The 15263-nt window shown below is 70.3% G+C and carries 14 protein-coding genes; 9 read left to right on the top strand and 5 right to left on the bottom strand.

Features of this window, described 5'->3' with window-relative positions:
• Nucleotide 1: 1 nt before the first annotated feature.
• Both D7X96_RS21200 and D7X96_RS21205 read right to left on the bottom strand, forming a co-directional pair.
• Entirely contained in the window at nucleotides 2–550 is a 549-nt protein-coding gene (locus tag D7X96_RS21200) for a peptidylprolyl isomerase (RefSeq protein ID WP_120551093.1), read from the bottom strand.
• Nucleotides 547–1629: a hypothetical protein gene (locus D7X96_RS21205; RefSeq protein WP_120551094.1), complete on the bottom strand. Its 1083-nt coding sequence runs from the start codon at nucleotides 1627–1629 to the stop codon at nucleotides 547–549. Before D7X96_RS21205 ends, D7X96_RS21200 begins: the two co-directional genes overlap by 4 nt.
• A 248-nt stretch (nucleotides 1630–1877) precedes the next feature.
• On the opposite strand from D7X96_RS21205, the gene D7X96_RS21210 reads away from it, so the two are divergent.
• The 4 genes from D7X96_RS21210 (at nucleotide 1878) to D7X96_RS21225 (ending at nucleotide 5989) form a co-directional block, all read left to right on the top strand.
• Nucleotides 1878–2510, top strand: a complete 633-nt coding sequence (locus tag D7X96_RS21210) for a DUF4142 domain-containing protein (RefSeq protein ID WP_121770567.1) — start codon at nucleotides 1878–1880, stop codon at nucleotides 2508–2510.
• Nucleotides 2511–2659: 149 nt separating this feature from the next.
• Nucleotides 2660–4264, top strand: coding sequence for a serine/threonine-protein kinase (locus D7X96_RS21215; protein WP_121724130.1), 1605 nt, complete (start codon nucleotides 2660–2662; stop codon nucleotides 4262–4264).
• Between the two features lie 60 nt (nucleotides 4265–4324).
• A complete protein-coding gene (locus D7X96_RS21220) occupies nucleotides 4325–5155 on the top strand; it encodes a hypothetical protein (RefSeq protein WP_147468359.1) in 831 nt (276 codons plus the stop codon).
• Between the two features lie 18 nt (nucleotides 5156–5173).
• A complete protein-coding gene (locus tag D7X96_RS21225; RefSeq protein WP_233609996.1) occupies nucleotides 5174–5989 on the top strand; it encodes a hypothetical protein in 816 nt (271 codons plus the stop codon).
• Between the two features lie 31 nt (nucleotides 5990–6020).
• Here the strand turns inward: D7X96_RS21225 and D7X96_RS21230 are convergent, their stop codons facing one another.
• On the bottom strand, nucleotides 6021–8786 hold the full coding sequence (locus D7X96_RS21230) for a bifunctional acetate--CoA ligase family protein/GNAT family N-acetyltransferase (protein WP_121724135.1): 2766 nt from the start codon (nucleotides 8784–8786) through the stop codon (nucleotides 6021–6023).
• A gap of 140 nt (nucleotides 8787–8926) precedes the next feature.
• Entirely contained in the window at nucleotides 8927–9820 is an 894-nt protein-coding gene (locus D7X96_RS21235; RefSeq protein WP_120551100.1) for an NmrA family NAD(P)-binding protein, read from the bottom strand.
• Nucleotides 9821–9904: 84 nt separating this feature from the next.
• On the opposite strand from D7X96_RS21235, the gene D7X96_RS21240 reads away from it, so the two are divergent.
• Both D7X96_RS21240 and D7X96_RS21245 read left to right on the top strand, forming a co-directional pair.
• Nucleotides 9905–10894 carry a LysR family transcriptional regulator gene (locus tag D7X96_RS21240; RefSeq protein WP_244219673.1) on the top strand — a complete coding sequence of 330 codons (990 nt, stop codon included), beginning with the start codon at nucleotides 9905–9907 and terminating at the stop codon, nucleotides 10892–10894.
• 79 nt (nucleotides 10895–10973) lie between these two features.
• Nucleotides 10974–11591: a DUF2378 family protein gene (locus D7X96_RS21245; RefSeq protein WP_120551102.1), complete on the top strand. Its 618-nt coding sequence runs from the start codon at nucleotides 10974–10976 to the stop codon at nucleotides 11589–11591.
• Here D7X96_RS21245 and D7X96_RS21250 read toward each other — a convergent pair.
• Nucleotides 11542–12387: a tRNA (5-methylaminomethyl-2-thiouridine)(34)-methyltransferase MnmD gene (locus D7X96_RS21250; RefSeq protein WP_121770569.1), complete on the bottom strand. Its 846-nt coding sequence runs from the start codon at nucleotides 12385–12387 to the stop codon at nucleotides 11542–11544. The genes D7X96_RS21245 and D7X96_RS21250 overlap by 50 nt on opposite strands.
• Before the next feature lie 48 nt (nucleotides 12388–12435).
• On the opposite strand from D7X96_RS21250, the gene D7X96_RS21255 reads away from it, so the two are divergent.
• The 3 genes from D7X96_RS21255 to D7X96_RS21265 are packed head-to-tail and all read left to right on the top strand — an operon-like array spanning nucleotide 12436 to nucleotide 15134.
• Nucleotides 12436–13413 (top strand): hypothetical protein, encoded by a 978-nt coding sequence (locus tag D7X96_RS21255; protein WP_121770570.1) that lies wholly within the window; start codon nucleotides 12436–12438, stop codon nucleotides 13411–13413.
• Nucleotides 13388–14134: a hypothetical protein gene (locus tag D7X96_RS21260; RefSeq protein ID WP_147468360.1), complete on the top strand. Its 747-nt coding sequence runs from the start codon at nucleotides 13388–13390 to the stop codon at nucleotides 14132–14134. Before D7X96_RS21255 ends, D7X96_RS21260 begins: the two co-directional genes overlap by 26 nt.
• Nucleotides 14135–14186: 52 nt before the next feature.
• Nucleotides 14187–15134, top strand: a complete 948-nt coding sequence (locus D7X96_RS21265) for a type VI immunity family protein (protein ID WP_147442638.1) — start codon at nucleotides 14187–14189, stop codon at nucleotides 15132–15134.
• Nucleotides 15135–15263: the final 129 nt, after the last annotated feature.

Consider the following 15263-nt stretch of genomic DNA (forward strand, 5'->3'; position numbering starts at 1 on the left):
TCTACCCCAGAGGTGAAGCAGCGGGAGGAAGTGCGACGGCGACTTCGGGACGAACAGTGTCGGGACGGACGACCCAGTAGGCGTGACGGTCCTGCTCCAGCGAGATGCGGCGCGCGTCCACGTGCAGCCCGGACCGCGCCCAGCCCAGCACCCGCTCCGACAGCGGGAGCCGCCCGGCACCGGCCAGCGCCACCGCGGACTCCAGCCGCGTGCGCGCCTCCGACAGGCGCCCCAGCTTCGCCAGCGCCAGCCCGTGCCGCTCGTGGTGCGCGGCCAGGTCCTGGACGGCCAGCTCCGTCGCGGGGGGCTGCTGCTGGTAGTGGGCCTCCACGCGCTGGCAGAAGGAGATGACGGCCTCGTGGGCCCCCGAGCGCTCCAGCGACTCGAGCACGCACCACGCATAGTGACGCTGGCAGACGTCGGAGCCGCCCTGGAGCGCGGCCAGCCGCAGCGCTTCGCGGTAATGGCGCAGCGCCTCGTCATGCCGGCCGGCCAGCGCGAGCACCTTGCCCTGCTCGGCCACGCGGAAGTGCAGCGCGAGGGCGCTCATTGCGGCACCAGGGCGGTGCGCGTGCCCCGCGCCCGCAGCTCCGCGACGAGCCAGCGTGCGCGCGTGTCCCCCACCGCGTGCGGGAAGGTATGCGGCAGCCGGGAGAGCGCGGTGCGCGTCTCGCTGGCGGAAAGCCCCAGCGCCGGGGACAGCACCTCCGCGGCCACGGCGGGATCCTTCGAGTCCTCCACCGTCACGCGGAAGCTGCGGAAGTTGATGAGCTGCACGGCCAGCTTCGCGCCCGCGGCCTCCAGGGGCGCGGTGCGCGCCACCACGTCCGCGCGCGACAGTCCCGTGTGCAGCACCACCGGCAGCCGCTTGAGCACCTTCGGCACCAGCGCCTGCGGCATGCCGGTCTCACGCACCAGCAACTCCGCGAAGCCGGCGTCGGCGGGGGCCTCCAGGAGGCTGACGTCGAAGCGCTGGAAGGCATGGTCCAGCAGCCGCACCCCACCCCGTGGGCCCAGCTCCTTCCACACGCGCTCCGCCTGCTCGTGCGAGAGGTCGCGGGCCACCAGCGGAGGCTCCCCCGGAGTCACGCCCTGGGCCTCGAGCACCGAGCGGACCACCGCGAGGCTGACCGCGTCCGTGGCGAAGACGTCATAGCGGGCCGTGGGCGGATGGCTGGCGTCCACCTCCGCCCCCAGCGGGGCGAAGCGCGCCTGGAGCGCGTCCACCGTGGCCTGGGAGACGGAGCCCAGCACCGTGGGCGGCGTGGCGCAGAGCGCCGCGGCGGCGTCCGCCAGGGGACAGCCCAGGACCAAGGCCAGCTCCGCGCACACCTCACGGAAGCGCCCGGCGTCGCGCGGGTACAGCGCCACGTCGTAGGTCCGCCCGGCGGGTGGAGGAAGGGGCGCGTCATCCGGCTCCACGACCACGCGAAGGCCGGCGTTGCCGAGCACCTCCGACAGCCCCCGGGCGAGCTCCGCCGGAAGGCCTCCCGCCAGCACCGCCGGAGCGCGGAACAGCCGCGCGGCAAGCTCCGCCGGAGGGAGCCCGAAGTGGGGCACCAGCGCGCGGACGATGCTCGCGGAGCCCTGGTGCAGCGACAGAACTGTGATCCGCTGGGCTACTGTCATCCGTGACAACGGAACAACAAAGATTGTTTCAGTGTCAACAATTCATGAAACATGGCTTGCGAATTTCAAAGTATGAGAAATGGCGCAACCCACTCCCGAAAGGCAGACATGGGGCCTGGAGCCATGCCCAGGCCCCCCTGCCTGCCCGGCCTGTGCACCCGGGCACACTGGCAACGGCTCAGGCGCGAATGGCCGCGGACGCAGCGGCTTCCCATCCTGCCTCCGCGACATTCATGGGGGGGTTCAACATGCGGACAGCGAAATTCTGGATGGGGACGCTGCTGGCGGGTGCGCTGGCGCTGGGGTACGGGTGTGGAAGCGACGCGAGCAAGGACCCGGTGCCGCAGGACGTGCCGCAGCAGCAGCTGCCGGACGCGGGCACCGACGCGGGCGTGAACCTGACGCTCACCGACGCGCAGATCGCCCGCGTCCTGCAGGTGGCCAACGAGGGCGAGGTGATGCTGGGGCAGTACGCCGCGCCGCTCGCCACGGACGAGGCCGTGCGGGACTTCAACAACCAGATGGTGACGGAGCACACCGCCGTGAAACAACGGCTGGACGCGCTGCTCGCGGCCGAGGGCATCACGCCCGAGGACAGCCCGCTGAGCCTCCAACTGCAGACGGAGGTCCAGCAGCTGATGCTGATCCTCCAGGGGCCGGACGCACCGGCCAAGGGCGCCGCGCTCGACCTGGCGCTGATCAGCGCGCAGCTGAACGCGCACGCGCGCACCGCCTTCCTCGCGGACAGCCTGCTGTCGCCGCAAGTCTCCAGTGAGGCCCTGGCCCAGGAGGCCCTGGCCGAGCGGCAGGCCGTGCAGCAGCACATCGACGAAGCCGAAGCCATCCAGTCGGACCTGGTGCTGCCGCCGGCCATGCCGTAGCGCGCGTCACTTTCCGTCGCGGGATAAAAATACAGCTCGGGCTCTCAGAACCTGAGAGCCCGAGCTGACTCAGACGACCCGTGAGGGGGGATTCGACCCAGGTGCTTTCCAATCGTGTCGGCCCGGTTTAGTAGGAATTTAAACCGCCGATGCAAAAGCCAACCGAACCGACCTCCGCGCAGAGCGAGCCGTTGACGACGGGCCGGGTCCTGCGCTCCACGTATGAGATTGGCACCGTGCTGGGCAGGGGAGGCATGGGCGCGGTGTTCCTCGCGCGCCACCTGCGCCTGCCGGGCAAGCAGGTCGCCATCAAGGTGCTGCACGGCGCGGAGGCGCTGTCGGAAGAGGTGGCGGTGCGCTTCCGGCGCGAGGCGGAGATCGCCTCCCGGCTGGGGCACCCGAACATCGTGGAGGTGCTGGACTTCGACACCCTGGAGGACGGCACGCCCTTCATGGTGATGGAGTACCTGCGCGGCGAGGGCCTGTCGCGCCGGCTGCGCAAGCAGAAGCAGCTGCCGCTGGAGGACGTCATCTCCATCTCGCGGCAGATGGGCGCGGCGCTCCAGGCGGCGCACCGCGCGGGCGTGGTGCACCGCGACCTGAAGCCGGGCAACGTGTTCCTGGTGCCCACGGAGGCGGGCGGCGTCGTGGGCGAGCGCGTGAAGCTGCTCGACTTCGGCATCTCCAAGCTCGTGGACGCACGCACGGTGATGACGCTGGACTCCGTGCTGATGGGGACGCCGCAGTACATGGCCCCCGAGCAGGCCATGGGCCACAACAGCAACGTGGACGCGCGCACGGACCTCTTCGCGTTCGGCTGCATCGTCTACGAGATGCTCGCCGGCCGGCCGCCCTACTCCGGCGACAACGTCGCGGAGCTCATCTACCAGATCGTCCACCTGGAGCCGCCGCCGCTCCTGTCGCTGGCCCCCGGGACGCCGCCGCACATGGTGACGGCCATCTCCCGCGCCATGGCGAAGAAGCCGGAGGACCGCTACCCGGACGTGGGCGCGTTCATCCTGGAGCTGACGGGCAGCCCGCTCCAGACGCTCTCGGAGGTGAAGCCGGAGCAGCGCTCGCGCCCCGTGAGCCCCACGGCCCCGTCGGCGCCGCGTCCGCCGGACCGCGAGGAGCACATCCCCACGGTGGGCATGCGCCCCCACGCTGGCCACGACACGCCTCCCCCGCCTTCCGGGCCCCAGACTGCGTCCCTGCCCGCGCAGCCGCTGGCCCCCTCCCGCGCGAAGTGGCCGGTGGCCGTGGCCGTGGGCCTGACGGTCATCATCGCGTTCGCGGTCGCCTTCTTCTGGAAGAGCCCGGCCGCCAATCCCCCGCCCGTCGCGGTCGTGACGCAGCCCGTGGAGGCGAAGAAGCCCGTGGAGCCGGAGCCCCAGACGCCGCCGGCGGATCCGCCAGTGGCTCCCGAGGAGCCCCAGCAGCCCGTGGCGGAGCCGCCCACGGTGACGACGAAGCCGAAGCCCCGGACCAGCGCCGCCGAGTCCATGCCGGACAGCGTGCGCGAGGACCTGGCGTCGGCGCAGAAGGCGCTGGACGCGTCGAACACGTCGGAAGCGCTGCGTCACATCCGGCGCAGCCAGCGCACGAAGATCACCGGCCTGTCCTTCTCCCTGCTCACCCGCGTGTACTGCCAGCAGCACGACCTGGCGAATGCGCGGGCGCAATGGACCCGGGTCCCGGCAACGGAACGTCCCAGGGTCCGACAATACTGTTCGCAGTACGATATCGACCTCTAGGGTCGTCCGGGCGCGCGGAAGCTCCAGAGCGGGGGCGCGTCCGCCATTCAAGGAGTCGTCGTGAGAGTCCTACTGGCAGTGGGCGTCGTGGCGCTGTCCCTGGGGTGTTCCCGGGGCGTGCGGCCCGACAGCGCGGTGGCGGGCACGAAGCCCGTCAGCGGAAAGGTGTATTCGAACGAGGCCGGCGAGCGGGTCACCCTCATCGGGCTGGAGCCCGGTGACTCGCACAAGGCGCTGGTGGCCTTCGACAACACGAAGAGCGAGCTGGACGGCCAGGTGCTGGTCGCGTCGGTGAACAGCGAGCGCGGCAAGACGCACTACTGGACCCAGTGGCGCGGCCGCAGCCAGCGCTTCGTCTCCGTGGAGAACCGGGGCGGCTACGAGGACCTCATCTTCAGCGACGTGAACCACACGGGCTACACGCACCTGAAGCCGGACACCGGCAAGACGGGCGCGCTGAAGGTGGAGAAGATCTTCGAGCGCTACCAGGACCTGGAAGGCGACAAGAAGTACCAGGGGATGCTCGTGTTCGACCGCAAGTTCTGGGCGAACCAGGCGGAGGTGCAGCTCGCGGAGGCCCTGGCGGAGACGAACAAGGCGTGCGGCTCCAAGCTGACGTCCACCGTGGCCTGGGACTCCATCACGGACGCGCAGATCAACGACATCTCCTTCGGCAGCTACTGCGTGGGCGCGCTGGAGTCGCTCCAGAAGCTGTGCGCGCGCTCGGACGAGGCGAAGCGCGCCGTCCAGGAGAAGCTCCAGACGGTGGAGTGCCGCATGGACGCGCAGCAGGCGCTGAAGCTGGAGGCGCGCAAGGTCATCTGGTCCGTGACGGAGCGCGACACGGTCCAGCCGGACGCGGCCACCACCTTCTTCACCGACAACCTCTAGAACGAAAGCCCACCGACAATGACACTTCGACGCATGGTCATCGCCCTGGGGCTCGTCCTGGCCCCGCAAGCCGCGCTCGCGATGGATCCGCCCTGGAAGCAGGAGCAGAAGCTGCGCGACCGCATGGTGCTGGAGTCCGCCCAGGTGTGCGCGGACGGCAAGGGCCACTACACGGTCCTCATCCCCCACACCCCCGAGCACGACGGCGAGCTGTACTACGGGGACGGCAAGACGTTCACGCAGGTGGCCCCCGTGGGCTACCCCGACAGCAAGGAGGGCATGTTCTTCGAGCCGCGCTTCTTCAACCCCAAGGCCAACGACAACTTCCGCGGCATGGACTACCGCGTCGTCTCCTATCTGCGGCTGAGCGACGACCTGAAGACGTGCACGCTCAGCTGCGGTGAGAAGAGCCTGCCGCAGCAGCCGGTGCCGGCGGATCAGGCCAAGGAGCTGCTGCGCAAGGCCACCTACCAGCCCAACCCGACGAAGTTCCAGCCGTACGCGCTGCTGCGCGACGACAAGGGCGTGTACTACCTGGTGGAGCGCGGCATCGGCGCGGACAACAAGAGCTTCCGCATCTTCACGGGCCAGCGCGGCCAGGTGAAGCAGCAGAAGATGCTCAACGTCGTCACCGACTCGCGGGGCGAGATCTTCTCCACGCAGGGCGGCGACCTGCGCCTCGTGGTGGACCGCGAGGAGCCGTCGTTCTGGGTGGTGAAGAGCAAGCGCCAGAAGCTGCGCGCGGTGCCGGTGAACGAGAACCTGCCGTTCATCTACAACGAGCTGGGCGTCTACACGGGCGCGCGGCTGGGCACGCCCTGCGACGACGTGTAGTGCCGTAGGGCCGTACGGGCCCCGGGCACGGTCAGCCGTTGAGCACCTTCACGGCCTTCACCATGTCCGGGGCCAGCTCCTCGTGTTCCAGGAGCGTGAACCCCAGCTTCTTGCTGACGGCCTGCATGCCGCGATTGCGCGTGAGGATGTCCGCGACGATGCGGCGCAGGCCCCAGTCCCTGCCAATCTCCACCAGCCGCCGCAAGAGCTCCGTGCCCAGGCCCAGCCGCTGCGCGGGGTCGCTCACGGTGATGGCGAACTCCGCGTCCTTCGTGCCGCGCAGGCGCGTGAGCCGGCCCACCGCGAGAATCTCTCCCCCACCCTTCCCGTCCGGTGACGGCCGCTCGGCGACGAGCGCCATCTCCCGCGCGTAGTCGTTGAAGCAGATGCGCGCCAGGCGCTCGTGGGCCACGCGCTGGCTGAGCTTCATCAGGCCCGCGTAGCGCATGAACACCGTCTGTTCGGACAGTGCCTGGTGGAAGCGGCCCATGGCGGGCTCGTCCTCCGGGCGGATGGGGCGCACGAGCAGCTGCTCGCCGTTCTTCAGCGTGAGCAGCTTCGCGTACTGGTGCGGGTACGGCTCGATGGCGAGCTTCGGCAGCGACGCGGCGCTGACGTCCGGCGGGTGCAGCACCACGCGCGCGTCCAGCGCGATGATGCGATCCCCGGAGACGAGCAGCGGGTTGATGTCCAGCTCGCGGATGAGGGGCTGCTCCACCACCAGCTGGCTGAAGCGCACCATCAGCCGCTCCAGCGCGGCCAGGTCCACGGGGGCCCGGCCGCGCACGCCCTTCAACGCATGGTGGATGCGCGTGCGCTCCATCATCCGGCGCGCCAGCGTGGTGGTGAGGGGCGGCAGGCCCAGGGCCCGGTCCTGCATCACCTCCACCAGCGTGCCGCCCGCGCCAAAGAGCAGCACCGGCCCGAACTGCGCGTCCAGGCTGCTGCCCAGAATCAATTCGTAGCCGTCCAGCTTCGCCATGGGCTGCACGGTGACGCCCTGGAACGCGCCGGACAGGCCGAGCCCGGTGAGCGCGTCGCGGATGGCGCGGAACGCTTCGCGCACGTGCGCCTCGTCACGCAGGTCCAGCTTCACGCCGCCCACGTCCGTCTTGTGCGTCACCGTGAGCGAGTTCAGCTTGAGCACCACGGGGAAGCCCAGCGCGCGGGCCTTCTCCACGGCCTCGTCCTCGGACGTGGCCAGCCACGTCTCCACGGTGGGGATGCCGTAGGCGGCCAGCAGGCGCTTGGACTCGAACTCGGACAACAGGGTGCGGCCGGAGGCGCGCGCTTCATCCACCAGCGCGCGCGCCACGTCGCTGCCTCCGGAGGGCTCCTCCGCCAGCGTGGGCGTTTCGTAGAGCCCGGCGATGTTGTCCGAGTACCGCCACATGTAGTTGAAGATGCGGGCCGCGGTGTCCGGGTAGCCGAAGGTCGGGATGCCCGCGTCGTTGAGGATGCGCTCGCCGGCGGCGACCTCCGAGCCGCCCATCCAGCTCGCGAGCACGGGCTTGCCGGGCAGCTTCGCGTACCCCTTGAGGCGGTCCGCAGTCTTGGTGGGCTCCGTCATGTCCTGCGGCGTGAGGATGACGAGCAGGCCGTCGCTGTTGGGGTCCGCGCCGGTGGTTTCAAGGGCCTTCGCGTAGCGCTCCGCGTCCGCGTCTCCCAGGATGTCCACCGGGTTGGCGTGGCTCCACGGCGCCGGCAGGAAGCCGTCCAGTTGCTTGCGGGTGTCGTCGGACAGCACGGCCAGCTCACCGCCGCCGGACACCAGCGCGTCCGTGGCGAGCACCGCGGGGCCGCCCGCGTTGGTGAGCAGCGTGAGCCTGCGGCCGGAGGGCCGGGGCTGGCGGGCCAGCACCTCCGCCATGTGGAACAGGTCCTCGATGGAGTCCACGCGCAGCACGCCCGCGCGGCGGAAGGCGGCGGAGAGCACTTCATCGCTGCCCGCGAGCGTGCCGGTGTGGGACGCGGCGGCCTGCGCGGCCTGCGCGGTGCGGCCGGCCTTGATGACGATGATGGGCTTGGTGAGGGCCACCTCGCGCGCGGCGGACAGGAAGGCGCGCGCGTCGCCGATGGACTCCATGTACAGCAGGATGGAGCGCGTCATCGGATCATCCGCGAGGAAGTCGATGAGGTCTCCCCAGCCCACGTCCAGCATGGAGCCCACGGAGACGAACGCGCTGAAGCCCACGGCCTCGCGCAGGCTCCAGTCCAGGATGGACGTGAGCAGCGCGCCGGACTGGCTGATGAAGGCCACGTTGCCGGGGCGGGCCATGCCCTTGGCGAAGGTGGCGTTGAAGCCGCTCGTGGGGCGCATCACGCCCAGGCAGTTGGGGCCGATGATGCGCAGGTTCGCGGCCTGGGCGATTTGAAGCACCTCCTGCTCCAGCCTCGCGCCCTCCGGGCCCGTCTCCTTGAAGCCGGCGGAGATGATGATGGCGCCCTTGACGCCGACCTCCGCGCACTCGCGGATGATGGCCGGCACGGACTTCGCGGGCGTGACGATGACGGCCAGGTCCACGGGCTCCGGCAGCGCGCGCAGGGAGGGCCACGCCTTGATGCCCAGGACGTTGGGGCGCTGCGGGTTCACCGGGTAGACGGTGCCGCCGAACGGGCTGCTGATGAGGTTCCAGAGGACGGTGCGGCCCACGCTGCCCGGGCGCTCGCTCGCCCCCACCACCGCGACGCTGCGGGGGGAGAAGATGACCTCCAGCGGCTGACGGGTCCGCTGATGGAGCAGGTCGATGGAGGGGTCCGTCCGGGCCGGGGGCGTGGCGGGGCGCTGCTCGTCCATGGTGCGCTCTTCTTCGGTGGGGTGGCCGTACCGGAGCAATCTCCGGCAGACCCCCATCGTGCACCAGTTGTCAGGAAGGGGACGGGCCAGCGGACGCCTTCCCCCTCCCGTTCCTTATGCGACCGAACGGGCGGACGCCGTCACGAAGCGCGCGCCCGCTCCACCGCCGGCTTGAGCACGGTGCTGGCGAAGTGCTCCAGCGTGGTGGGCGTGGTGGTCTCCTTCGAGCGCGGCTCGGCCGGATCCATGCGCCCGTCCAGGACGGCGCCGTACATCTCCACGAAGGTGTCCGCCGCCCACGACGGCATGCCCGCGCCCAGCATCCCCTTGCGCACGTCCTCCAGCCCCACGCGCACGTACTTCACGGGCTGGCCCAGCACCTGGGTGAGGATGCTCGCGACCTCCGGGTAGGTGAGGTCCCTGGGCCCGTGCACGCCCACGTAGCGGTGGCCCGTCCAGGAGGTGTCCAGCAGGAACCCGGCGGCCTTGGCCGCGATGTCCGCCGTGGCGACCATGGGCAAGCGCTTCGTCTCCGCGTTGGGGCTGAAGAGGGCGCCCGCCTTCGCCAGGCCCTGCACGTCGCGCAGCAGGTTCTCCATGAAGAAGCCCGCGCGCAGGCTGACGACGTTCGGCGCCGCGGCCTGGAAGGCCTCTTCAATGGACTTGAGCACGGACACCGGCCCGGTGCCCGGCCCGGTCTGCGCGCCGATGCTGGAGATGAGGACCACGCGCTTCACGCCGTGCGCCTTCACGCGCTCCGCGGCCAGCCTGCCCGTGGCCGTCGCCCAGTCCTGGAAGTCCGGGCGCATGGCGGGAGGCGTCAGCCAGAACAACTCCTCCGCGCCGGCGAGCGCCGCGTCCAGCGTCGCCTGTTCGTCGATGGAGCCCTGCACCCACTTCGCGCCCTGCTTCACCAGGTCCGCCACCTTCTCCGCGGTGCGGGAGATGACGGTGACCTTGCGGCCCTCCTTCAGCAGCTTCTCCACGAGGGGACGACCGATGTTGCCGTTCGGGGTGTTGATGACGATGGACATGGGGTTTGCCTCCAGCGGCTTCGAGATGGGCTGAACAGTGCCCCCAGGCCCCTCATGAGGCCACTGCATGCTATGCATGCACCCATGCGCCGCGCTCATGAGTCCCCGGCCGAGGTGGACCTCTCCGCCATCAACCTCAACCTGCTGGTGGCGCTGGACGCATTGCTGAGAGAGGCGCACGTCACCCGCGCCGCCGCGCGCGTGGGGCTCACCCAGTCCGCCATGAGCCATGCGCTCGCGCAGCTGCGGGAGCTGTTGGGCGACGCGCTCCTCATCCGGGGCCAGGGCGGCATGGTGCTGACGCCCAGGGCGCAGCAGCTGGTCGCGCCGCTCAAGCGGGGGCTGGCGGAGCTGCGGCGGGCCCTGCGCGACGAGCCCCCCTTCGAGCCCGCCACCGCGACCCGCCGCTTCACCCTGGCCACGCGCGACTTCTTCGGGTCGGTGCTGCTGCCGGGCGCGCTGGAGCTGCTGGGCCGCGAGGCCCCGGGCGTGGACCTGTCCGTGCTGCACGTGGACAGCACCACCTTCTCCAGCCACCTGGAGACGGGCGAGGTGGACCTGGCCATCATCGTCGCGCCCTCGCCGTCCGGGCCCGGCCTGCGCCAGCAGAAGCTGCTCACCGAGGACTTCGTCTGCGTGGTGCGCGAGGACCACCCCACCGTGCGCCGCAAGCTGGACCTGGACACCTACCTGAAGCTGACCCACGTCCTCATCAGCCCGAAGGGCGGCGGCGTGGGCGCGGTGGACCTGGCCCTGGCCCGGCAGGGGCTGCCCCCGCGCCGCATCGCCGTGCGGGTGCCCTACTTCCTCATCGCCCCGCTGGTGGTGTCGCGCTCCGACCACGTCCTCACCGCGCCGCGCCGCCTCATCGACGCGTTCAGCAAGGCTTACGCGCTCAAGGTCTTCCCCCCGCCCATCGCCCTGCCCCCCTTCGACATCCTCCAGGTCTGGCACGAGCGCTTCGACGGAGACCCCGCGCACCAGTGGCTGCGCGAGCTCGTGGCGCGGGCGGTCAACATGGGGTCTGAAAACACCCGGAAGTTGCGAGGCGTACGGCGCGCGCCAGCTTCCTGACACTCGGGGGGCGCGGCACTGAACGTCAGTACACAGGTGGGGGAGCATCGCATGGGGGGCTTCGTGTAGGGTGCTCCGCATGAATCCTGAGAAGCTTGTCTTCGCCCAGACCGTGGACGCGCTGTTCGTCCGAGCGCTGGAGAACCGCCTGACGCCCGCGTGCCGCGAGCACCTGAAGCGGGCGGGGCTGGACCTCGACAAAAAGCTGGAGCGCACCTACACCCTGGAGCAGTGGCGGGAGTTCCTGCGCATCGCGGCGGGCCACGTCTATGGCGGCGTGCCGGCGGAGGCCGCGTACTACTCGCTGGGCGAGCGCTTCATGGATGCCTACTTCGGCACCTTCTTTGGCCGGGCGCTCCTGGGCGTGGGCCGGCTGGCGGGCCCCCGGAGGATGCTGCTGCGGGCGGACGTGGGCTTTCGCGCCGGCAACAACTTCAGTGAAGTCAAAATCGTGGAGCGCGGCGCGACGTCGCTGGAGCTGTGGATGAACGACGTGCTGGCGGATCAGCCGACGTTCGCGGCGGGGCTGCTGGCGCGCGCGGTGGCGCTGTGCGGGGGCTGGCGGGTGGTGGCGCTGCCGGAGGAGTTCGACGGCACGGCGGCCACGTTCCACCTGCGCTGGAGCGAGGCCCCCGTCGAGACGGCGCTCAGCGCCACTGAGGATGGGTCCGCAGGCGACGCTCGACCTCAGGCGTGAGGGTGCCCCCGTGCGGGGCCCGGGAGGACGAGCGCTCCCAGCGCTCCAGCCACCGGGTCCCCAGCGGGGCGGCCAGGGATTCGAAGCGGGTCGAGGCCACGGTGGTCTCCCCCTTGGTGCCGGTGGAAACACCGGCGCCCACGTAGAACCCCGCGAGCAGCAGCGTGACGCGGGTGGGCGTGGCCGCGCTGTAGGTCATCAGCAGGGCCCCCTCCCCGTCCTCGCGGCAGTGCCGGCGCACCCGGGCGAGCACGCCCTCGGTCCACATGTCCGGGTTGGACGCGGGTGAGAACGGGTCGAAGAAGACCAGGTCCGCCGGGGGCAGTTCGGACTCCAAGAAGGGCACGGCGTCCCCCAGCTTGAGCTCCCAGTGGATGCCGGGTTCGCTCCAGGTGCCGTGCTTCATGAGGCCTTCGCAGGCGTCGCGGAACGGCTGGAGGAAGGGGAAGCCCTCCGCGTCCGCGAGCGCGAGCCTCAGCGGGGCCAGGTCCACCTCGAAGCTGACGACGTGCAGGTCGCGGGCGCGGTCCGGGCCCAGCTCACGAGCGCGGGTGAGCGCGGCGACGGCGTTGGTGGCGGCGCCCAGGCCCACGTCGTGGATGACGAGCGGCGGGCCGGGCTGCTTCAGGCGGTCCGCGAGTCCGGGCTGGTCCACGTAGAGGCGCAGGGCCTCCTGCCACGGGCCGACCGCGGGGTGCATGACCTCGCCATGGCCCAGGTGGCGCACGGCGCGGTGGCCGTTGCGCAGGGTGACGAGCTCGAAGTCGCCGTCGCGCGGATGGGAGGGCTCGGACATGGGGCTCCTGGCCTGGAGGGGACGTGTGGGAAAGGATGGGTGCCTAGCATGACGACTCCAGGGCAGGAACATCGGGGCGCGCTTCACGGGGAGGACGTCCGGCACGGCGAGGCCCCGTTCGAGGGCGGCCGGGTGCGGCTGTCGCTGCGGGTGGAGTCCGGCACGGTGTTGGCGGCGGTGTGGGAGGCGCCGGTGCATGGGGGGCATCCACTGGCGGCGTGCCTGGAGGCGCTGTGTCAGAGCGCGGTGGGGATGGGGGTGGAGGTGTTCCTGCGCTTCGACGACTTCCACCTGCGGGCGGGGTGTCCGGAGGGGTTGGAGGCGACGGAGGAGGCGGGGCTGGCGGTGAAGGTGTTCCGGCTGGCGTTCAGCCAGTTCCATCCCCGGGCCACGGGGCCCGCGTACCTGTCGAGCGGGCTGGTGCTGGCGAAGCTGCCCCGGGGCGCGCGTCCGGAGTGGGACGAGCCGGGGTTCTACTTCGCGCACTACTACCGGGAAGAGCTGTGGGCGGAGGCGGTGGAGGAGGCCCGCCGGGGCGGCGTGCTGGGACCGCGCGCGGCGTGTGCGTACCTCGACGCGCTGCTGGCGAAGGCGGACGACGCGGTGGAGCTGGACTGGCCCGTGGAGCAGGGCGCGGCGACCTGGGACTGGCTGGTGCGCGTGTGCCTGCCGGCGGTGACGGGGAGCGAGGCGCGGACGCGGCAGCTGCTGGAGGGAGGGTACGGGGGCGCGAGCGGCACGGGGAGCTTCCCGTTCGGGCACCTGGACGGAGGGGAGTGGCATCCCCCGGAGGGGCTGCCGGAGCCGGAGGGCGTGGGGCACGCGGAGTTCATCCTCGGGGACCTGGAGCACCTGCTGCCGGAGCTGCCGAAGGACGGCGTGCTGCTGGCCGCACCCCGGTGGATGGCGGTGGGGCAGACGCAGGACTCCCCTGCCCTGCGCCGGGCGGACATTTCGAGTGAAGAGGCCGGAGGCTTCGGCCTCTTCAACGCGGCGGCGCATGACGCGGGCGAAGACGATGATTGATGGCCGCTGGCTGGTGGCGGCACTGCTCTGCGTGTCGTGTGTTTCAGGTCCGGCGCGCTACGCGCAGACCACGGACACCGCGACCAGTGGCTGTCTGCGCAATCCCACCTGTTACACGCAGCCAGGAGACGAAGCGTTCCTCCCGTGGGTGGACCAGGCCGCCAGGGCCGCGGCCACCGCGGGAGCCGCGATGAAGGTCCTGGACGCGGCGGACGTGGCCCGCATCGAGCACCTGTTGGTGGAGTGCTCGAAGGAGGCGAACCTCGTCGTCAACGAACGCGAGTACGGCGAGGGGAAGATCCCGGACGACGCTGAGTGCAAGCGGGTGGTTGGCAGGAATCGCAAAGGCGAGCCCCTCACGCGGCAGATGGAGTTGGGCACCTTGAAACACGCGGTGGCCTTCGCCTGTGTTCAGCGAGAAGTCCTCAAGCTCTATCCCGATCAAGTCTCCATCGAGCCACGCTTCGGCCTCGAATCGAGGAGCGGCAAGTACGCGTTGACGAGCGAGTGGGAGGGCTCCATGAAGCCGGACATCGTTCTGCATGCCTCCGGACAGCCTCAGCGAGTCCAGTGCATCTATGACTTCAAGTTCCCCTGCACCCGTTGGTCGAAAGAAAACCCACTGGAGGCGGTTCAGGGACAGATGAAGGACTACGCAAAGCTTGGCGGCAACTGCAAGCCTGCCATTGTCACTCCACTGCAGGGAGTCATCCGTGAATGAGCCTCAGCCGCTCTGCCCTCCCGGCGCTGGCATCCCTCAGGTCCAGCCCGTCGTGAGCTTCGATTTCTTCATGCCTCACGACCACGGAGTGATCGCCGCTGCTGTTGCCAGCGCCCTCGACACCTACCACCAGGCCCTGGGTCCGGACTCCGGAAGGCTGACAACCACCTGGGACGCGGATGGGGAACCTTCTGAACTCACGCCGGCCGACTGGGAAGACCTGCGTGAACGTCTCAGGGCGGCGCCAGCGGACGATTTCGTGGACGACCTGCCAAAGGATTCCATTTGGTTCGACATCCTGACCCGGAGAGGGTTCGACGCAAACGTGCGCCTCACGGGGGGAGAATCCGACTCGAATGGCTACGAGTTCCGTTATCGCTCGCGACTCCCCTGGCGCAATCCCAACGCAAGAATGCTCAGCGTCTTGAGCATCCAGGTGCCCCTGCGGTTCCTGGAGGTGCAAGGCGCGACACGGCTTCGCGAGCTGGCCCTGGAGCTTGCCGGTGCGCTCCCCTTCTCGACAGGTCACGCGGGCTTGTCCTTTGTCTCGTCCCGGGGATTCCGGAAGGCCATTCCCCTGCTCAAAACGGAGCTGTTCCGGAATCCCGGCTGGGCAGTCCCCACGGCCGGAACAGCCATGGACATGGGGGCCCACGTTGACGGCATCCACTGGCTGAACTTCCTGGGCCCGCCGCTGCTCGAGACCGTGGGTGGCATCCCGGCGCTCCGTTCGCACTTGAAGCATCCGGAGACGACCGTCCAGGAACTCACGGGGGGCCGTGCCCTGATCAGCCTGGGCCCCGCGCCGCTCGCGGGAGACACGAAGCTGGGTGAGACACTGCCGGCATATCGCGAACTGGCCCGGTTCCTGGAACCGTGGCTCCTACCCTTCGCGACCTGCCACACGTGGGATGGCTACACCGAAGAGGAGACCCGCCATTGGTGGCGCCGCTTCCTGGAGGCGCCTCCGGAGCCGGTGTCCAACCCACGCGATGGATGACCGCACGGGAACTTTTCACGCATTGCCCCACCACCCGGCGCACTGATAATCCGCGTACCCGGAGTGTTCACGTCGAGCGGCGGGCCGACGGTCGTGCTCGCGCCAGCCCTCGCGGATCGGGGTTTCATC

The organism is Corallococcus interemptor (assembly GCF_003668875.1).
GTDB lineage: Bacteria > Myxococcota > Myxococcia > Myxococcales > Myxococcaceae > Corallococcus > Corallococcus interemptor.

Excerpts from the sequence above, each read along its gene's own strand:
- D7X96_RS21200 (WP_120551093.1), bottom strand. The coding sequence starts at position 550 with ATGAGCGCCCTCGCGCTGCACTTCCGCGTGGCCGAGCAGGGCAAGGTG.
- D7X96_RS21205 (WP_120551094.1), bottom strand. The coding sequence starts at position 1,629 with ATGACAGTAGCCCAGCGGATCACAGTTCTGTCGCTGCACCAGGGCTCC.
- D7X96_RS21210 (WP_121770567.1), top strand. The coding sequence starts at position 1,878 with ATGCGGACAGCGAAATTCTGGATGGGGACGCTGCTGGCGGGTGCGCTG.
- D7X96_RS21215 (WP_121724130.1), top strand. The coding sequence starts at position 2,660 with ATGCAAAAGCCAACCGAACCGACCTCCGCGCAGAGCGAGCCGTTGACG.
- D7X96_RS21225 (WP_233609996.1), top strand. The coding sequence starts at position 5,174 with ATGACACTTCGACGCATGGTCATCGCCCTGGGGCTCGTCCTGGCCCCG.
- D7X96_RS21230 (WP_121724135.1), bottom strand. The coding sequence starts at position 8,786 with ATGGACGAGCAGCGCCCCGCCACGCCCCCGGCCCGGACGGACCCCTCC.
- D7X96_RS21235 (WP_120551100.1), bottom strand. The coding sequence starts at position 9,820 with ATGTCCATCGTCATCAACACCCCGAACGGCAACATCGGTCGTCCCCTC.
- D7X96_RS21240 (WP_244219673.1), top strand. The coding sequence starts at position 9,905 with ATGCGCCGCGCTCATGAGTCCCCGGCCGAGGTGGACCTCTCCGCCATC.
- D7X96_RS21245 (WP_120551102.1), top strand. The coding sequence starts at position 10,974 with ATGAATCCTGAGAAGCTTGTCTTCGCCCAGACCGTGGACGCGCTGTTC.
- D7X96_RS21250 (WP_121770569.1), bottom strand. The coding sequence starts at position 12,387 with ATGTCCGAGCCCTCCCATCCGCGCGACGGCGACTTCGAGCTCGTCACC.
- D7X96_RS21255 (WP_121770570.1), top strand. The coding sequence starts at position 12,436 with ATGACGACTCCAGGGCAGGAACATCGGGGCGCGCTTCACGGGGAGGAC.
- D7X96_RS21260 (WP_147468360.1), top strand. The coding sequence starts at position 13,388 with ATGACGCGGGCGAAGACGATGATTGATGGCCGCTGGCTGGTGGCGGCA.